This is a genomic window from Limimaricola sp. (genome assembly GCF_016125575.1).
Lineage (GTDB): Bacteria > Pseudomonadota > Alphaproteobacteria > Rhodobacterales > Rhodobacteraceae > WGLM01.
This window is the reverse complement of the sequence record NZ_WGLM01000005.1, coordinates 566,998-582,492: the sequence shown is the minus strand read 5'-3', so window position 1 is coordinate 582,492 and position 15,495 is coordinate 566,998. Positions and strand designations below refer to the sequence as shown.

Below are 15,495 nucleotides of genomic sequence, written 5' to 3'. Positions count from 1 at the left end.
TCCTCAGCGGTAGGTCACGGATTTGACGGCCTCGATCACCTCGTCGGTGGTCACCAGCGCCAGTTTTTCCAGATTGGCGGCATAGGGCATCGGCACGTCCTTGCCTGTCAGGTTGATCACCGGCGCATCGAGCCAGTCGAACGCCTGCTGCATGATCACCGACGAAATGTAATTGCCGACGCTGCCCTGCGGCCAGCCTTCCTCGACGGTGACGCAGCGATTGGTCTTGCGCACGGAGGCAAGGATCGTCTCGGTATCCATCGGGCGCAGGGTGCGCAGGTTGATCACCTCGGCGCTGATGCCGTCGGCGGCCAGTTTCTCGGCCGCTTCCATCGCGTAATTCATGCCGATGCCGAAGCTGACGATGGTGACGTCGGTGCCCTCGCGCTCGATCTTGGCCTTGCCGAAGGGGATGGTGAAATCCTCGAGGTCGGGCACCTCGAAGGACTTGCCGTACATGATCTCGTTTTCAAGGAAGATCACCGGGTTATTGTCGCGGATGGCGGTCTTCATCAGGCCCTTCGCATCGGCCGCCGACCACGGCATTGCCACCTTCAGACCGGGGATCTGCATGTACCAGGCGGCGTAATCCTGACTGTGCTGGGCGCCGACGCGGGCAGCCGCCCCGTTGGGGCCGCGGAACACCATCGGCGCGCCCATCTGGCCGCCCGACATGTAAAGCGTCTTGGCGGCCGAGTTGATGAGGTGGTCCATGGCCTGCATCGCGAAGTTGAAAGTCATGAACTCGACGATCGGCCGCAGGCCACCAAAGGCCGCGCCGACAGCAATACCGGCAAAGCCATGTTCGGTGATCGGCGTGTCGACGACGCGCTTGGGCCCGAACTCGTCCAGCAGGCCTTGGCTGATCTTGTAGGCGCCTTGATATTCGCCCACCTCTTCGCCCATCAGATAGACGGTCTCGTCGCGGCGCATTTCTTCGGTCATCGCCTCGCGAAGGGCCTCGCGCACGGTCATCGACTTCATCGAGGTGCCCTTAGGCCAATCGGGCGACTGCGGCACCGCGGCGGGCGCGGCCTTGGCGGGGGCTGATGCGGGTGCGGCGGGGGCAGGGGCCTCGGCCGGTTTCGATGGCGCGGCGGGCGCGGGCGTGGCGCCCGCCTCTTCGCCCTCGGCCAGCAGCACGGCAATGGGGGTGTTCACCTTCACGCCCTCGCTGCCCTCGGCGACAAGGATCTGCCCCATCACGCCTTCATCGACGGCCTCAAACTCCATCGTCGCCTTGTCGGTTTCGATCTCGGCCATGATGTCGCCCGCTTTCACGGTATCGCCTTCCTTGACCAGCCATTTGGCCAGCGTGCCTTCCTCCATCGTGGGCGAGAGGGCGGGCATGAGAATTTCGGTTGCCATGTCAGTCACTCCCTCAGGCGTAGATGTCGGTCCAGAGTTCCTCGAGCGCGGGCTCGGGGCTCTCCTTGGCGTATTCGGCGGCGTCGTTCACGATCTCCTTGATCTCCTTGTCGATCGCCTTGAGATCGTCCTCGGTCGCGTGGCTGCCGGTGAGGAGCATGTTGCGCACCTGTTCGATCGGGTCGCGCTCGTCGCGCATCTTCTGCACCTCTTCGCGGGTGCGGTATTTCGCCGGGTCCGACATCGAGTGGCCACGGTAGCGGTAGGTCTTGATCTCGAGGATGTAGGGGCCCTTGCCCGAGCGGCACCACGCCACCGCGCGCTCGCCCGCGGCCTTGACCGCCATCACGTCCATGCCGTCCACTTCTTCGCCTTCGATCGCATAGGCCGCGCCGCGCGCGAACAGCGACTTGGACTTGGTCGAACGGGCCACCGAAGTGCCCATCGCGTACTGGTTGTTCTCGATGACAAAGACCACCGGCAGGTCCCACAACTCGGCCATGTTATAGGCCTCGTAGACCTGGCCCTGGTTGGCAGCGCCATCGCCGAAATAGGTGAAGGTGACGCGGTCATTGCCAAGATACTTGTCGGCAAAGGCCAACCCCGCACCCAGCGGCACCTGTGCGGCGACGATGCCGTGGCCGCCGTAGAAATGCTTTTCCTTGGAGAACATGTGCATCGAGCCGCCCTTGCCGCCCGAATAGCCGCCCTCACGCCCGGTCAGTTCGGCCATCACGCCCTTGGGATCCATCCCGCAGGCCAGCATGTGGCCGTGGTCACGGTAGGAGGTAATCCGCTTGTCGCCCTCTTCCGCCGCTGCCTCGAGCCCAACGACGACGGCTTCCTGGCCGATGTAGAGGTGACAGAAGCCGCCGATCAGCCCCATCCCGTATAGCTGGCCTGCCTTTTCCTCGAACCGTCGGATAAGCAGCATGTTGCGATAATGGGACTTGAGTTCTTCGGCCGACACGTTCGGGCGTTCGGCGGGTTTCTTGGCGGCCATGGATCCTCCATCCGTCAGGCGAAGTAGTTTAGCATTAAACCATTCATAACGCGCAGCGCCCGGAAATGCGAGGGCCAATCTGCCCCGGGGTCAGGCGTCAGGCACATGGAAGGGCTGCAGGGGGCGCAGGGCTGGGCTGTCCGCCTAGCGGATCACGATCTCGTCGGCCCGCACAAGGCCGAGGACGGCGCGCGCGCGTTCGTCAAGCAGATCAAGGTCAAGGTAGCTGTCCGACAGGCGCTTGGTCAGGTTTTCCATCCGCGCCACGTCGGCATCCGCGCTGGCCAGTTCCTGGGTCAGTTGGTGTTTCTCGGCCTCGATCGCCGTGCGCTTGAGAACGCCGTAGTCACCCTGCACCGCTGAAAAGAGGAAATAGAGCCCCGCCATCACGCAGCCGACAAGGTAGGCCAGGGAGCCTAGGGAAGGGCCGTTCGCTCGGATCATCGCTCTGCCTCGTGCGCGGACCTCTGCCGGGCCCGTCTGCCGCACAAAGTGGCATAAACGCAGTGCTTTGGGAATCCCCAAACCGTCATTTTCCCGCTAAGGTAGTATTCGACGGAGCACCCCGGCGAGGAGCGCCACATGTTGCAACCAGAAAGCGAACTGCCCACCCACCGGGTCGAGAACCAGCCCGTCCCCGCTGCCCCGCGTGACCCTTGGGCCGACGACCCCACGTTGCGGGCCCATCTGGACGCAGCCGGCGGCATGGCGCCGCCACTGGCGGCCCTCGGCGCGACCATCGCCGAAACGGATTCCTGGGCGTTGGGCCGGCTGGCGCGCGAAGTGCCACCCCGGCTGGCCCCGTTCGACCGGAGCGGCAGGCGGCTTGACGAGGTGCAGTTCCATCCGGCCTATCACGAGCTGATGCGCATGGGGCTCGAGGCGGGATATGCCGGCGGGCCATGGACGGGCCGCGGTGGCGGGCGACATGCCACCCATGCCGCCATGGTCTACCTGATGACACAGGTTGAGCCCGGTGTGTGCTGTCCGATGACGATGACCTATGCCGCCGTCCCTGCGATCAATGCCGAGCCGACGTTGGCGGCCGCTTGGCGGACCCGCCTGACCGCGGCCGCCTATGACCCGGCGATCCTGCCGGTGGGGGCCAAGCGCGCGGCGACGATGGGCATGGCCATGACCGAAAAACAGGGCGGTTCGGACGTTCGGGCCAATACGACACGGGCCGAGCCCGAGGGCGACAGCTGGCGTTTGACCGGGCACAAGTGGTTCTGCTCGGCGCCGATGTCCGACGGCTTTCTGACCTTGGCGCAGGCGCCGGGCGGGCTGACCTGCTTTGTCGTGCCGCGCTGGCTGGAGGGGGGCCGCAACGGTATTCGGCTGATGCGGCTGAAGGACAAGATGGGCAATCACGCCAATGCATCGGCCGAGATCGAATATGACGGCGCGCTGGCCCATCGCCTTGGGCCCGAGGGCGAGGGCGTGCGCACGATCATCGAGATGGTGCATCACACCCGGCTGGATACCGCGATGGCGCCTGCCGGGCTGATGCGGGCGGCGTTGACCGAGGCGCTGTGGTGGGTCGAAGGGCGGCGTACGTTCCAGCGGCGGCTGATCGATCAGCCGCTGATGCGCGCGGTGCTTGCCGATCTGGTGCTGGACTGGGAAGGCGCGCTGGCGCTTGGTCTGCGGGTGGCCGCAGCCTTTGACGACCATGCGCAGCGGCCCTTCGCGCGAATCGGCGTTGCGCTGGCCAAGTTCCTGTCGAACAAGCGTTGCCCGGTCGTGGTGGGCGAGGCGATGGAATGCCTTGGCGGCACTGGCTACATCGAGGAATCGGGGATGCCGATGCTTTACCGCGAGGCGCCGCTGAACGGCATCTGGGAGGGCGCGGGCAACGTCATCTGCCTCGACATCCTGCGCACGCTGGCGCGCGATCCCGCGGCGGCCGCTGCGCTTCAGGCCGAACTTGACTCGGCAAGCGGCGCCTCGCGTGGCTACGATCATGCGCTCCATACATTGCGCACCCGCTGGCCGGGCGAGGTACCCGAGGCAGAGGCGCGGGCCTTTGCCGAGGCGACCGCACACCTGCTGACGGCGTCCGTACTGTTGCGGCGTGCGCCCGATCCGGTGGGCGAGGCCTATGTCGCGGCCCGGCTGGGCCATCGCGGCCTGATACCGGGCGCGGTGACGGGACTGCCCGTGGTGGCGTTGCTGGCGCGTCTCTCGGGTTAGTTCACTTGCACCGAGGTTGCGAAGGATCCGCTGATCGTCTGGCAGCCGCTTCCGCCACCACCTGAACAGAGCCGGGCGCTGAAGCTGCCCGTCAACGTGCCAAAGCCGTTGCCGCCGGACGGCGCCGCGGCCCGATCAATCGACACATGCGCCGTGCCCGACGCGGCTGCCAGCGCCGGCGTGCTGCCGTCGGCCGCTGCACTGACGCTGATCTGCACACCTGTGACCGGCACGCCGGCAGCGAGCGGTCCCGACAAGTGCCCCGAAATCCGGATTTGCCCGCCCGAGATGCCCTGCTGATCCGCAGGAGTGCCCTCGATGGTCAGGTCCGCGCCGGATACACGCGCCGCCGGTGTTCCGCTGCCATCGGCGCTACCATAGATCGCCCAGTTCCTCGCCGACTCGCCCATCACTGACGAGATCGAGCCCAGCTTCACCGGCATCCCGGCATCCATGCCGCCCATCGGCAACGGTGCGCCGGGATCTGTCGGGCCGTTGCCGTTCTGTCCGGCAACGGCTGCGCCCAGGTCAAAACCGCCCATCCCGGGGCCGGGGCCCAACCCGGGGCCGCTGACGGGCAGGGGCCCGGCATCCATGCACCCGGCCAACAACAACGTCATTCCGCAAATCGCCCAGGCCCGCATCATCTCTCTCTCCTGCTGCCTTTGCCTTGCAAATATCCTCGGGGGGTCGCGGGGGGCAGACAGCCCCCCGCGCGCGCCCTCAAGCGCGGCCCTTGTAGATGTCGATCAGCTTGGCCAGCATCGCCAGCGCCTCGTCGCGCGGCCGCTGGAAGCTGTTGCGCCCGATGATCGAGCCGTTGCCGCCGCCGTCGCGGATCGCGCGGGCATCGTCATAGACGGCATTGACCCCTTTGGCCGCCCCGCCCGAGAAGACGATGATCCGCCGCCCGTCAAAGCTCGACTGCACGCAATGGCGCACGCGGGCGGCCATCGTGGCGATGTCGATCTTCTCGGCCTCGTAAACCTTCTTGGCCTCCGGCAGCATCAGGTGATCGGTCGACAGCTTGATCTTGATGATATGCGCGCCCAAAAGCGCCGCGATATGCGCGGCATAGGCCGCGACATCAATCGCCGTCTCGCCGTCCTTGGTCACCGCCTCGCCGCGCGGGTAGGACCAGATGACGGTCGCGATGCCCTTGGACGCCGCCTCGCGCCGCATCTCGCGGATCTCTTCGTACATGTCGAGCTGCGCGTCCGAGCCGGGGTAGATCGTGAACCCGATCGCCGCGCAGCCCAGCCGCACCGCGTCGTCCACGCTGGCCGTCACGGCCTGGTTCTTGCCGGCGGAGCCCGACATCAGCGAGTTGGCGCTGTTGACCTTCAGGATCGTCGGGATCTGCCCGGCATAGGTGTCGGCCCCGGCCTCGAGCGGGCCAAGGGGGGCGGCATAGGCGTTCAGCCCCGCGTCGATGGCCAGCTGGTAGTGGTAAAGCGGATCATAGCCCGCCGGGTTGGCCGCGAAGCTGCGCGCCGGGCCGTGTTCGAACCCCTGGTCAACCGGCAGGATGATCATCTTGCCGGTGCCGCCCAGCTTGCCCTCCATCAGCATCCGGGCCAGCTGGCCCTTCACCGCCGGCGTCTCGCCCTGGTAATTGGCGAGGATGTTCTGAACGATACGCGTGGTCTTCATTCCGTGTCCTTCCCTGTTATCTGTGCCCGGCCCGGATTTCAGGCGTCCAGCGCCGCGACGCCCGGCAGAACCTTGCCTTCCATCCATTCGAGGAAGGCACCGCCCGCGGTGGAGACATAGGTCATGTCCCCCGCCACGCCCGCCTGGTGCAGCGCCGAGACGGTATCGCCCCCGCCCGCCACGGCGATCAGGCTACCGGCTTTCACCAGCGCGGCGGCCTTGCGCGCGACCGCCATCGTCGCGGCGTCGAAGGGCTCCATCTCAAAGGCGCCAAGGGGGCCGTTCCAGACCAGCGTGCGCGCCTTGGCCAGCACATCGGCCACGTAGGCCACTGTATCGGGCCCGGCATCGAGGATCATCGCGTCGTCGGGGCAGGCATCCGGATTCAGCGTCTGGCATTCCGCCCCCGCCTTGAATTCCCAGGCCACCACGATGTCGCGCGGCAGGATCACCTCGCAGCCCGCGGCCTCGGCCTTGGCGAGGATCTCGCGCGCGGTCGGGGCTAGGTCATGCTCGCAAAGCGACTTGCCCACCTTGATGCCCTGCGCGGCAAGAAAGGTATTGGCCATGCCGCCGCCGATCACCAGGTGATCGACCTTGGTCACGAGGTTGCCCAGCAGGTCCAGCTTGGTCGACACCTTCGCGCCGCCGACGATCGCCACGACGGGGCGCGCGGGGTTGCCCAGCGCCTTGTCGAGTGCTGCCAGTTCCTCGGCCATCAACCGCCCGGCGCAGCTGGGCAGCAGGTGCGCCACGCCCTCGGTCGAGGCATGGGCCCGGTGCGCGGCCGAGAAGGCATCGTTGCAATAGACATCGCCCAGCGAGGCGAGGAACTGCGCCATCTTCGGATCGTTGGCTTCTTCCATCGGGGTGAAGCGGGTGTTTTCCACCAGCACGACGGTGTCGAACGGCAGCACGTCGATCTCGCCGCGCGAGGGCTGTTCGATGAAGACCACATTGCGTCCCAGCGCCGTCTCCAGCGCGGGCTGGACAAGGCGCAGGCTCATCTCCGGGTTGGGCTTGCCCTTGGGGCGGCCGAAATGCGCCAGCAGGATCGGGGTGCCGCCCTTGGCGAGGATGTCGCGCACGGTTGGCACGATCCGGTCGATGCGGCTGGTATCGGTGACCCGGCCATTTTCCATCGGAACGTTGAGGTCGACCCGGGTCAGCACGCGCTTGCCCGTAAGGTCCATGTCGTCGAGTGTCTTCCAGCCCATCGCCGCCTCCTTCAGGATGCTTCCCTTCGTTACGCCCTGCGCCGCCGAGGTCAAGCGCGATCCCTTGGCATTCGGGCAACGCTGGCATATGTCGGCCACCGGAAAAGCCCAGACCAACGCACAAAACGGAGATGCGCCATGGCCGAGATCACCGACCCCGAGAATACCATCATCATCACCCTCAAGGACGGGCCGGTCACCATCGCCCTTCTGCCCGACGTGGCGCCCAAGCATGTCGCCCGGATGAAGGAACTGGCCCGCGCCGGCGCCTATGACAACGTCTGCTTTCACCGCGTGATCGAGGGCTTCATGGCCCAGACCGGCGACGTGGAACATGGCGACATGGAAGACGGCTTCAACATTCGTCGCGCCGGCACGGGCGGCTCGGACCTGCCGGACCTGCCGGCCGAGTTTTCCAAGCTGCCGCATGATCGTGGCACAATCGGCGCCGCGCGTTCGGCCAACCCCAATTCGGCCAACAGCCAGTTCTTCATCAATTTCAAGGACAACTCCTTTCTCAACGGCCAGTACACCGTCTATGGCCGGGTGATTTCGGGGATGGAGCATGTCGACAAGATCGCCCGTGGCGAGCCGCCGGCCAGCCCCGACCGGATGATTTCAGTCCGGGTGGCCGCCGATGTTTGAGCGCACGCTGACAGCCGCGGGCCTGATGGCCCTGCTTGCCTCGCCCGCGTTGGCGACCGACCTGCAGATCCAGGTTTCGGGTCAGGCCAACGGCACCATCACCATCCATCTTCTCGACAATCTCGCGCCGCAGGCCGTGGCGCGGATGGTCGAACTGGCCAAGGAAGGCGCTTATGACGGCGTGGTCTTTCACCGCGTGATTGACGGCTTCATGGCGCAGACCGGCGACGTGGAATTTGGCAAGGTCGGCGGTGACCTGTCGAAGGCGGGCATGGGTGGCTCGACGTTGCCGGACCTGCCGGCAGAGTTTTCGGACCACCGCTTTACCCGTGGCACCGTGGGCATGGCCCGTGCGCAGGACCCCAACAGCGCCAACAGCCAGTTTTTCATCATGTTCGCCGATGGCGATTTCCTTGACGGGAAATACACCGTGGTGGGCGAAGTGACCTCTGGCATGGACGTTGTCGACCAGATCAAGCGCGGTCAGGGCCAAAGCGGTGCCGTGGCCACGCCACAGGATGTGATGACAAAGGTGACGGTGGTCGAGTAGGCCGCCCCCCGTTCCGCCCGGTTCATTGGCCGGGCGGAACGGCAGCCATGCCGATTGACTTCACCCCGCCCCGGCGGTCAAGTCGCCGCCATGGAACGTAAATCCCGCATTGATGCCTTCGGCGCCGTCTCGCTCAGCGGTTTCGCGCTGCTTCTCGCTTTCAACCAAGTCGTGATCAAGGTGACCAACGGCGGGTTGCAGCCGGTGTTCTTTGCCGGGCTGCGCTCGGCCGGGGCGGTGCTTTGCATTCTCGCCTGGCTGAAGTGGCGTGGCATTCCGTTGCGGTTTCAGGCCGGCACGCTGCTGGCCGGGCTGATCACCGGCGCGGTTTTCGCGCTGGAATTCCTGTGCCTGTTCGTGGCGCTGGACCTGACGACGGTGGGCCGCACGGCGGTGATCTTCTATTCCATGCCGGTCTGGCTGGCGCTGATCGCGCATGTCGTTCTGCCCGACGACCGGATCACACCGGTCAAGGCGGCAGGGCTGGCGGCGGCGGTGGCGGGGGTGGCCTGGGCCATGCTGGGGCGCGACCCGTCGGGCCATGGCAGCGTGATGGGCGATCTGGCGGCGCTGGGCGCGGCGGTGGGCTGGGCGGTGACGGCGATGATGGCCAAGGCCTCGCCCCTGCGGCGCGAACGCCCCGAGATCCAGCTGATCTGGCAAGTGGCGGTTTCCGCACCAATCCTGCTGATCGCCGCGCCCTTCTTCGGCCCGCTGGTGCGTGACCTGCAGTGGATTCACATCGCCGGGCTGGCGTTCCAGATCGTCGTGGTAGTCAGCGCGGGCTTCATCTTCTGGCTGTGGCTGTTGTCGATCTACCCGGCCTCGGGCGTGGCCTCGTTCAGTTTCCTGTCGCCGGTTCTCAGCGTGCTGCTGGGCTGGGCGTTGCTGGGCGAAAAGGTGGGGCCGGGCATCGTCGGGCCGCTGGTGCTGGTGGCGGTGGGGATCGTGCTGATCAACCGTCAGGTGCCGCAGAAGGTGCGCAGCACGCGCTCGTCCTCTGCCGGCGGGCGCATGTAGGCCGCGTTTTCGACAAAGGGCTGCGTGACGGCGGCCAGCATGGCATGGAACGGACCCAGATCGCCCGTAACACCGGCGGTGATCGCCGCCTCGATCAGGTGGGTGCGGGGAATGACCTGCGGGTTGGTGCGCGCCATCAGGGCGGTATCCGGCCCGCGCGCCTGCCACCGCGTTTCCCATGCTTCGAAACCCGCGCGGTCGAGGAACTCGTCGCGGGCCGCCGGCGTGCCAAGGCGCGCGAACACGTTCGTGAAATCCGCCCCGTCCTGCGCCATCAGCGCCAGCAGGTCGTCGATCAGGGCCGCGTCGTCCTCGGTGGCCGCAAGGCCCAGCTTCTGCCCGAAAACCTCCAGCCAGGCCGCGCGGTAAAGCGCGGGAAAGCGGTTGATGATCGCGGTGAAATCCTCCACCGCCGCGTCTTGGTCGGGCATCAGCGGTACCAGCGCGCTGGCGAATTGCGCGATGTTCCAATGCGCGATTAGCGGCTGGTTGGACCAAGCGTAACGGCCGGTGCGGTCGATCGAGGAAAACACCGTGTCGGGGTGATAGACATCCATGAAGGCGCAGGGGCCATAATCGATGGTCTCGCCCGAAATCGCCATGTTGTCGGTGTTCATCACGCCGTGAATGAAGCCCAGCCCCATCCATTGCGCGATCAGGCGCGCCTGCCGGGCCATCATCTGCTCCAGCAGGTCGGCGGGGCCGGTGGCCTGCGGGTAATGCCGGGCGATGACGTGATCGGCCAGCGCCGCCAACGCCTCGCCATCGCCGCGCGCGGCGAAATACTGGAAGGTGCCCACGCGGACATGGCTTTGTGCGACGCGGGTCAGGATTGCGCCGGGCAGGCGGTCTTCGCGATACACGTCCTCGCCCGTTGTCACGGCGGCCAGCGCGCGGGTGGTGGGCACGCCCATCGCCGCCATCGCCTCGGACACCAGGTATTCGCGCAGCACCGGGCCAAGCCAGGCCCGCCCGTCGCCCATGCGCGAAAACGGCGTGGGCCCCGCGCCCTTCAGCACGATGTCACGGCGGATGCCGTCAGTGCCCACGACCTCGCCCAGCAGGATCGCACGGCCATCGCCGAGGCCAGGGTTCCATGCACCGAACTGGTGGCCTGCATAGGCCTGCGCGATGGGGGCGGCGCCCTCGGGCAGGGCGTTGCCGGCCAACTCGGCCTCGGCGCGGGCGAGTGCCGAAGGGTCGATGCCCATCAGCCGGGCAAGCCCGTCATTGACGGCGATGATCCGTGGCGCGCGCACCGGCGTGGGCGGCAATGCGGCGAACATCCGCCCCGGCAGGCGGGCATAGCTATTGTCGAACGGGATATGGAGCGTCATTACGGCACCTCTGCCCCTGACATAAGCCGCTCGCCCCGCGCTGCCAACTAGTCGACCGGGTAGCGCCCGTCATAGCTGCCGCTGATCTCGATCACCCGTCCGCCTTCGACTGGCGCGAAATCGCCGTCCTTGATGGCAAATTCCACCAGCGTGCCATGAAACGAGAATTTCATGGTTCCATCGTCCTCGATCTGCGGCGGACCATCGAGGGTCATCGAACCACCCGCGATATCGGCGCCAAACATGCCGCCATCCAGATACTGGATGTCCGAGACATGGTCGGGCCACAACTGCACCGATAACAGCGTATCGGTATCGCCGTCGGACGCGGGCACGCTGCCGTTAACGTTGTAGAATACCTTGCCCATCACCTTGTGCCGTTCGACAGAACTACGGTTGCGCTCGGTATCCAAGGTCGTCCATGCGGTCATCGGGGTTCCGTCGACGATCAGATCGTACTGGCCGTTGATCGTGTAGCGGCTGGAAAACTCCTCGGCCGCGGCAGGCAGGGCAAAGGTGGCAAGCGCCAGAGCGGGCGCGACAAGCATGCGATACATCAAAGAATCCCTTGGCTGAAATGCCAGTTACGCTTGCACGGGCCGGGCCATCAGGCAACCCTGACGCGATCAAAGCGTGTCGGTCATCACCAGCATCTCGGGCCGGGCGGCAAAGCCCACCCGCGCGCAGAAGCGCTGCGCGGCCTCGTCGGCGTGGTCCACGCGGACATGCAGCGCGGTCAGCCCGGCCTGGCTGAGTGCCACGGCCACCGCGTGCAGCACCTCCGTGCCGATGCCACGGCGGCGCACCGAGGGACGAATGTAGACCTCGTTCACCCAGCCCTCCATGCCGGCGCGCGTCACCGACCAGCCAAAGCCCACGAGAACGTAGCCCAGCGGCGCGCGCCCCGGCCCGATCAGCCAGACCGCACCCAGCGGCGAGCCTTCCAGCAGCGGGTCCGCCGCGCGGGCGCGGTGCACGTCGTCATGGGCCAGCCCGCGTTCGGCGTGGAACTGCGCCATCAGGCCCAGCACGCGGTCGCGGTCGGCGGTGCCGGCAAGGGTGATTGCGGTGCTCACAGGCGGGCCAGGCGGCTGGTCAGCAGCGCGTAGAAGCCGTCGGCGTGAAGGTCGCCGATGAAGGTGGCGTTGGGTGCGCGGTCGGTCACGCCCCACCAGTCGGCCACGGTCATGCCCAGCGTCAGATCCGAGACCGTCTCGATCTCCACGTTGATGTGGCGGCCCTTGAAGAGGTGCGGGTCGATCAGCCATGCGATCACGCACGGGTCATGAAGCGGGGCGCCTTCGCTGCCGTATTTCTCCATGTCGAAGCGTTCGAAGAAATCGGTCCAGGCGGCGACCATGTCGCCCACCTTTGTGCCCAGCGCGCGGAAGGCGTCGATGCGGGCCTTCGTCGTCAGGGCCTTGTGCGTGACATCGAGCGGCATGACCACCAGCGGCACGCCCGCCTTGAACACGATCTCGGCCGCCTCCGGGTCGACGTAAATGTTGAACTCGGCCGCGGGGGTGATGTTGCCCACCTCGAAATAGGCGCCGCCCATCAGCACGATGCGTTCGATCCGCGCGATGATGTCGGGAGCGCGCAGCATCGCGGTGGCGATGTTGGTCAGCGGCCCGATCGGGCAGAGGGTGACGGTGCCGGGCGGCTCGGCGCGCAGCGTGTCGATGATGAAATCGACGGCGTGGCGGTCCTGCAGCGGCATCGTCGGCTCGGCCAGTTGCGGGCCGTCAAGGCCGGTCTTGCCATGGACATGTTCGGCGGTGACGAGCTTGCGCTTCAACGGCGCATCGCAGCCGGCAAAGACCGGCACGTCCGTGCGCCCGGCCAGTTCGCAGATGATGCGGGCATTGCGCGCGGTCAGCGGCAGCGGCACATTGCCCGCGACGGCGGTGATGCCGAGCAGCTCGACATCCTCGGGGCTGGCCAGCGCCAGCAGGATTGCCACGGCGTCGTCCTGGCCGGGGTCGGTGTCGATGATGATCTTCTTGGGAGACATGGGCGGGCCTTGGATCGGGGTTTGGCGGCACAATGTCGTGACCCCGCGGGCGAGGCAAGCCGGCAGATGTCCCGCGGGCGGCTTCTTCCCGCCAGTCGCAGGGCTAGACCCTGCCTTCGGCCTTCAGGCGGGCATGCAGCTCCGGCACTGCCGCATGGCCGAGTTCAAGCGCATAGACATAGGCTTGGGTAAGATAGAAACACGCCGCATCGACCGTCGCGGCTTGATCCCCGGCTTCCGTGTAAAGCGCGACCAGCGCCGCGCGGTCCCCTGCCGCGTGGGCCGCCAGCAGCCGCGCGTCCAGATCGTTCATCGCGCGCGGTGGGCCTCGATCCGGCCCGCCACCCAGTCGTGAAAATTATGCGTGGGCCCGTCCATCGCCGGGCTGAAGCGGCCGCCGTCAAACAGCGGCCCGTGGCGGCCCTTCTGCATTCCCTCGACGACGCCGATATCTTCGCGAAACACCACCTTCCATTGCGCCGTGTTCTTCGCACGCAGGGCATCGGAGGTGTCGGGCGTCGAGTAGTAAAGGTGGATATGCTCGGTCGTGGATTCCAGCGTGTTGGGCTGCAGCACGATGACAAAGCAGTGGTCGCGCTGGGCCCCCAGCAGAACATTGGGATAAACCGCCACATATTCCGCGCCCTCGTTCCACTGCGCCGAGAGGCCGGGAAAATCGGGGAACACCGTGCCATCGTCGAGCCGGATCTGCCGGTAGAGGCTTGAGCCCTGCCCGGAATAGCGCCCTTTCTCGGCGATGTTGTAATGGTCCTCCAGCCGGGAATAGCTGTTCAGGCCGGGATGGACCCAAGGCAGGTGGTAGCTTTCGCAGTAATTCTCGACCGCGAGTTTCCAGTTGGTCTTCACCTCAAGTGCGAATGTGCTGTCGGCGCCGCCATGGATCAGCGGCCGGTCCCATTCCGCCCAGCGCTTCAAGAGGTCGGCGTGTACGTCTTCGAAGGGCGGGGCCTTGCCGTCGATGTTGATGAAGACGGTATCGAACCAGATATGGCTGCGGATCTCGATCAGGCCGAGGTCATCCTTGACGATGGCATCATGCGTGTTGTGGCCCGGCCCGCCGACATGCGGGGTCGAGACCAGCCGCCCGTCGGTGCCGTAGCACCAGGAATGATAGGGACAGCGGATCGCGCCCTCGATCTTCTTGGGTTCGCTCACAAGGATCATGCCGCGATGGCGGCAGGTGTTCTGGAAGACCCGCACCACGCCTTCACGGTCGCGCAACAGCAAGAGCGGCACGCCGAGAAAGTCGATCGGCTTGGCGTCGCCCGGCTCGGGCACGTCCGAGGCCACGGCAAGGCCCGACCAACTTGCAAACAGGACGGCGTGCTTTTCCTCTTCCCACATCGCGGGGTCGATGTAGTGGGCGTTGGGCAGGCCCTGCGCGGTTTCGACAGGGTTGCGGACGGCGGAAAGGTCGTTGGGCATGGCGGGCTCCGGCGGCTGACTGACGTCAGACTACGCCCGCGCGGGCGCGCCGTCCCTCGCCGCGCGCGACTTGCCGCGCGCGGACAGCGACATGTGCCAGGGCTACTTCTTCAGCGGCAAGGCCCCGCGGGCCAGCGCGGCGACGCCGGTGCGGGCGATCTCCTGCAGGCCAAGCGGGCGCATCAGGTCGGCGAAGGCGTCGATCTTTTCCGGGGTGCCGGTGATCTCGAAGACAAAACTCGTCAGCGTGCTGTCGACCACGCTGGCGCGAAAGATGTCGGCCAGCCGCAGCGCCTCGACCCGGGCATCGCCCTTGCCGGTGACCTTCAACAGCGCCAGTTCACGGCCCACATGCGGCCCCTCGACGGTCAGGTCGTGAACTTCGTGCACTGGCACGATCCGGCCCAGCTGCGCCTTGATCTGTTCGATCACATGCGGCGTGCCCGAGGTCACGATCGTGATCCGCGAGCGGTGGCCCTGATGATCGACCTCGGCCACGGTCAGGCTTTCAATGTTGTAGCCGCGCCCCGAAAACAAGCCGATCACGCGCGCCAGCACGCCGGGTTCGTTGGCGACAAGCACGGCCAAGGTGTGCCGCTCGATGGGCTCGGCATTGGGATCGCGCAGGTTATAGGCGGAATGGCTGGAGGCCCCTTCCTTGAGGCGCAATGCGGACATGGGATCAACTCCGTGGTTGGGATGACGTCGGGCAGGTCAGCGTCACGTCGTAGGTGTTGACGCCGTCGCGCTGGGTAATGGTGTGAATGGCGCAGTTCGTGGCGCGGATCGCGGCCATCTGCGCGTTGAAAAGCAGGCGCTGCTGGTTGTCGGTGCCCGTGGCGAAGTTCTTGACCACCGCAGTGTTGCCATTCTGGGTGACGAAGAACGTATCTCCCAGAACCTCGATCTTCTGACTGCCGGCCGGTGTCGCCAGTGGCAGCATGCCGCCGGAACAGGCCGACAGCGTCAGCGCGGCCAGCGCCGCGACAAGGCCGGTGGTCTGGCGGCGTGCGCCTTGCGGTTTGCAGGTCAGGGGTGCGTTTGTCATC

Annotated in this window: 18 protein-coding genes; 4 read left to right on the top strand and 14 right to left on the bottom strand. The window is 66.4% G+C overall.

Annotated elements, in window-relative coordinates:
- Nucleotides 1–3: 3 nt before the first annotated feature.
- The 3 genes from GC146_RS14315 to GC146_RS14305 form a co-directional block, all read right to left on the bottom strand.
- Complete coding sequence (locus GC146_RS14315) at nt 4–1,368, bottom strand: pyruvate dehydrogenase complex E1 component subunit beta (protein WP_291840051.1); 1,365 nt, start codon at nt 1,366–1,368, stop codon at nt 4–6.
- Nucleotides 1,369–1,381: 13 nt separating this feature from the next.
- Entirely contained in the window at nt 1,382–2,371 is a 990-nt protein-coding gene (gene pdhA, locus GC146_RS14310; protein ID WP_291840046.1) for a pyruvate dehydrogenase (acetyl-transferring) E1 component subunit alpha, read from the bottom strand.
- A 144-nt stretch (nt 2,372–2,515) separates the two neighbouring features.
- Nucleotides 2,516–2,815: a septum formation initiator family protein gene (locus tag GC146_RS14305; protein WP_291840043.1), complete on the bottom strand. Its 300-nt coding sequence runs from the start codon at nt 2,813–2,815 to the stop codon at nt 2,516–2,518.
- Nucleotides 2,816–2,953: 138 nt separating this feature from the next.
- Between GC146_RS14305 and GC146_RS14300 the strand changes: the two genes are divergently transcribed.
- Nucleotides 2,954–4,564 (top strand): acyl-CoA dehydrogenase family protein, encoded by a 1,611-nt coding sequence (locus GC146_RS14300; RefSeq protein WP_291840040.1) that lies wholly within the window; start codon nt 2,954–2,956, stop codon nt 4,562–4,564.
- Here the strand turns inward: GC146_RS14300 and GC146_RS14295 are convergent.
- The 3 genes from GC146_RS14295 to GC146_RS14285 form a co-directional block, all read right to left on the bottom strand.
- Nucleotides 4,561–5,211 carry a hypothetical protein gene (locus GC146_RS14295; RefSeq protein ID WP_291840037.1) on the bottom strand — a complete coding sequence of 217 codons (651 nt, stop codon included), beginning with the start codon at nt 5,209–5,211 and terminating at the stop codon, nt 4,561–4,563. The genes GC146_RS14300 and GC146_RS14295 overlap by 4 nt on opposite strands.
- A gap of 76 nt (nt 5,212–5,287) precedes the next feature.
- Entirely contained in the window at nt 5,288–6,217 is a 930-nt protein-coding gene (locus tag GC146_RS14290; RefSeq protein ID WP_291840034.1) for a class I fructose-bisphosphate aldolase, read from the bottom strand.
- A 38-nt stretch (nt 6,218–6,255) separates the two neighbouring features.
- Nucleotides 6,256–7,434, bottom strand: a complete 1,179-nt coding sequence (locus GC146_RS14285; RefSeq protein ID WP_291840031.1) for a phosphoglycerate kinase — start codon at nt 7,432–7,434, stop codon at nt 6,256–6,258.
- 138 nt (nt 7,435–7,572) lie between these two features.
- On the opposite strand from GC146_RS14285, the gene GC146_RS14280 reads away from it, so the two are divergent.
- From GC146_RS14280 to GC146_RS14270, 3 genes are all read left to right on the top strand, one after another.
- Nucleotides 7,573–8,079: a peptidylprolyl isomerase gene (locus tag GC146_RS14280; RefSeq protein ID WP_291840028.1), complete on the top strand. Its 507-nt coding sequence runs from the start codon at nt 7,573–7,575 to the stop codon at nt 8,077–8,079.
- Nucleotides 8,072–8,629, top strand: coding sequence for a peptidylprolyl isomerase (locus tag GC146_RS14275; RefSeq protein WP_291840024.1), 558 nt, complete (start codon nt 8,072–8,074; stop codon nt 8,627–8,629). The genes GC146_RS14280 and GC146_RS14275 overlap by 8 nt, the downstream gene beginning before the upstream one ends.
- 90 nt (nt 8,630–8,719) lie before the next feature.
- Nucleotides 8,720–9,649: a DMT family transporter gene (locus tag GC146_RS14270; RefSeq protein WP_291840021.1), complete on the top strand. Its 930-nt coding sequence runs from the start codon at nt 8,720–8,722 to the stop codon at nt 9,647–9,649.
- Here the strand turns inward: GC146_RS14270 and GC146_RS14265 are convergent.
- The 8 genes from GC146_RS14265 to GC146_RS14230 all read right to left on the bottom strand — a co-directional run bounded on the left by GC146_RS14265 (nt 9,592) and on the right by GC146_RS14230 (nt 15,494).
- On the bottom strand, nt 9,592–10,986 hold the full coding sequence (locus GC146_RS14265; protein WP_291840018.1) for a protein adenylyltransferase SelO: 1,395 nt from the start codon (nt 10,984–10,986) through the stop codon (nt 9,592–9,594). The two genes, GC146_RS14270 and GC146_RS14265, sit on opposite strands and share 58 nt — an antisense overlap.
- Nucleotides 10,987–11,033: 47 nt before the next feature.
- Nucleotides 11,034–11,543, bottom strand: a complete 510-nt coding sequence (locus GC146_RS14260; RefSeq protein WP_291840016.1) for a hypothetical protein — start codon at nt 11,541–11,543, stop codon at nt 11,034–11,036.
- A gap of 69 nt (nt 11,544–11,612) precedes the next feature.
- Nucleotides 11,613–12,062: a GNAT family N-acetyltransferase gene (locus GC146_RS14255; RefSeq protein ID WP_291840015.1), complete on the bottom strand. Its 450-nt coding sequence runs from the start codon at nt 12,060–12,062 to the stop codon at nt 11,613–11,615.
- Complete coding sequence (locus GC146_RS14250) at nt 12,059–13,000, bottom strand: nucleoside hydrolase (RefSeq protein WP_291840012.1); 942 nt, start codon at nt 12,998–13,000, stop codon at nt 12,059–12,061. The genes GC146_RS14255 and GC146_RS14250 overlap by 4 nt, the downstream gene beginning before the upstream one ends.
- Nucleotides 13,001–13,103: 103 nt before the next feature.
- Nucleotides 13,104–13,313 carry a hypothetical protein gene (locus tag GC146_RS14245; RefSeq protein WP_291840009.1) on the bottom strand — a complete coding sequence of 70 codons (210 nt, stop codon included), beginning with the start codon at nt 13,311–13,313 and terminating at the stop codon, nt 13,104–13,106.
- Nucleotides 13,310–14,446 carry an aromatic ring-hydroxylating dioxygenase subunit alpha gene (locus tag GC146_RS14240; RefSeq protein ID WP_291840006.1) on the bottom strand — a complete coding sequence of 379 codons (1,137 nt, stop codon included), beginning with the start codon at nt 14,444–14,446 and terminating at the stop codon, nt 13,310–13,312. The genes GC146_RS14245 and GC146_RS14240 overlap by 4 nt, the downstream gene beginning before the upstream one ends.
- Before the next feature lie 102 nt (nt 14,447–14,548).
- Nucleotides 14,549–15,124 (bottom strand): acetolactate synthase small subunit, encoded by a 576-nt coding sequence (ilvN, locus tag GC146_RS14235; RefSeq protein WP_291840004.1) that lies wholly within the window; start codon nt 15,122–15,124, stop codon nt 14,549–14,551.
- A 4-nt stretch (nt 15,125–15,128) separates the two neighbouring features.
- Complete coding sequence (locus tag GC146_RS14230) at nt 15,129–15,494, bottom strand: hypothetical protein (RefSeq protein WP_291840002.1); 366 nt, start codon at nt 15,492–15,494, stop codon at nt 15,129–15,131.
- Between the last annotated feature and the right edge of the window lies 1 nt (nt 15,495).

Bases quoted from the DNA above. Each gene is read 5' to 3' on its own strand.
- GC146_RS14245 (WP_291840009.1), bottom strand. From the start codon at position 13,313: ATGAACGATCTGGACGCGCGGCTGCTGGCGGCCCACGCGGCAGGGGAC.
- GC146_RS14265 (WP_291840018.1), bottom strand. From the start codon at position 10,986: ATGACGCTCCATATCCCGTTCGACAATAGCTATGCCCGCCTGCCGGGG.
- GC146_RS14300 (WP_291840040.1), top strand. From the start codon at position 2,954: ATGTTGCAACCAGAAAGCGAACTGCCCACCCACCGGGTCGAGAACCAG.
- ilvN (WP_291840004.1), bottom strand. From the start codon at position 15,124: ATGTCCGCATTGCGCCTCAAGGAAGGGGCCTCCAGCCATTCCGCCTAT.
- GC146_RS14250 (WP_291840012.1), bottom strand. From the start codon at position 13,000: ATGTCTCCCAAGAAGATCATCATCGACACCGACCCCGGCCAGGACGAC.
- GC146_RS14285 (WP_291840031.1), bottom strand. From the start codon at position 7,434: ATGGGCTGGAAGACACTCGACGACATGGACCTTACGGGCAAGCGCGTG.
- pdhA (WP_291840046.1), bottom strand. From the start codon at position 2,371: ATGGCCGCCAAGAAACCCGCCGAACGCCCGAACGTGTCGGCCGAAGAA.
- GC146_RS14260 (WP_291840016.1), bottom strand. From the start codon at position 11,543: ATGTATCGCATGCTTGTCGCGCCCGCTCTGGCGCTTGCCACCTTTGCC.
- GC146_RS14315 (WP_291840051.1), bottom strand. From the start codon at position 1,368: ATGGCAACCGAAATTCTCATGCCCGCCCTCTCGCCCACGATGGAGGAA.
- GC146_RS14290 (WP_291840034.1), bottom strand. From the start codon at position 6,217: ATGAAGACCACGCGTATCGTTCAGAACATCCTCGCCAATTACCAGGGC.
- GC146_RS14295 (WP_291840037.1), bottom strand. From the start codon at position 5,211: ATGATGCGGGCCTGGGCGATTTGCGGAATGACGTTGTTGTTGGCCGGG.
- GC146_RS14240 (WP_291840006.1), bottom strand. From the start codon at position 14,446: ATGCCCAACGACCTTTCCGCCGTCCGCAACCCTGTCGAAACCGCGCAG.
- GC146_RS14230 (WP_291840002.1), bottom strand. From the start codon at position 15,494: ATGACAAACGCACCCCTGACCTGCAAACCGCAAGGCGCACGCCGCCAG.
- GC146_RS14280 (WP_291840028.1), top strand. From the start codon at position 7,573: ATGGCCGAGATCACCGACCCCGAGAATACCATCATCATCACCCTCAAG.
- GC146_RS14270 (WP_291840021.1), top strand. From the start codon at position 8,720: ATGGAACGTAAATCCCGCATTGATGCCTTCGGCGCCGTCTCGCTCAGC.
- GC146_RS14305 (WP_291840043.1), bottom strand. From the start codon at position 2,815: ATGATCCGAGCGAACGGCCCTTCCCTAGGCTCCCTGGCCTACCTTGTC.
- GC146_RS14275 (WP_291840024.1), top strand. From the start codon at position 8,072: ATGTTTGAGCGCACGCTGACAGCCGCGGGCCTGATGGCCCTGCTTGCC.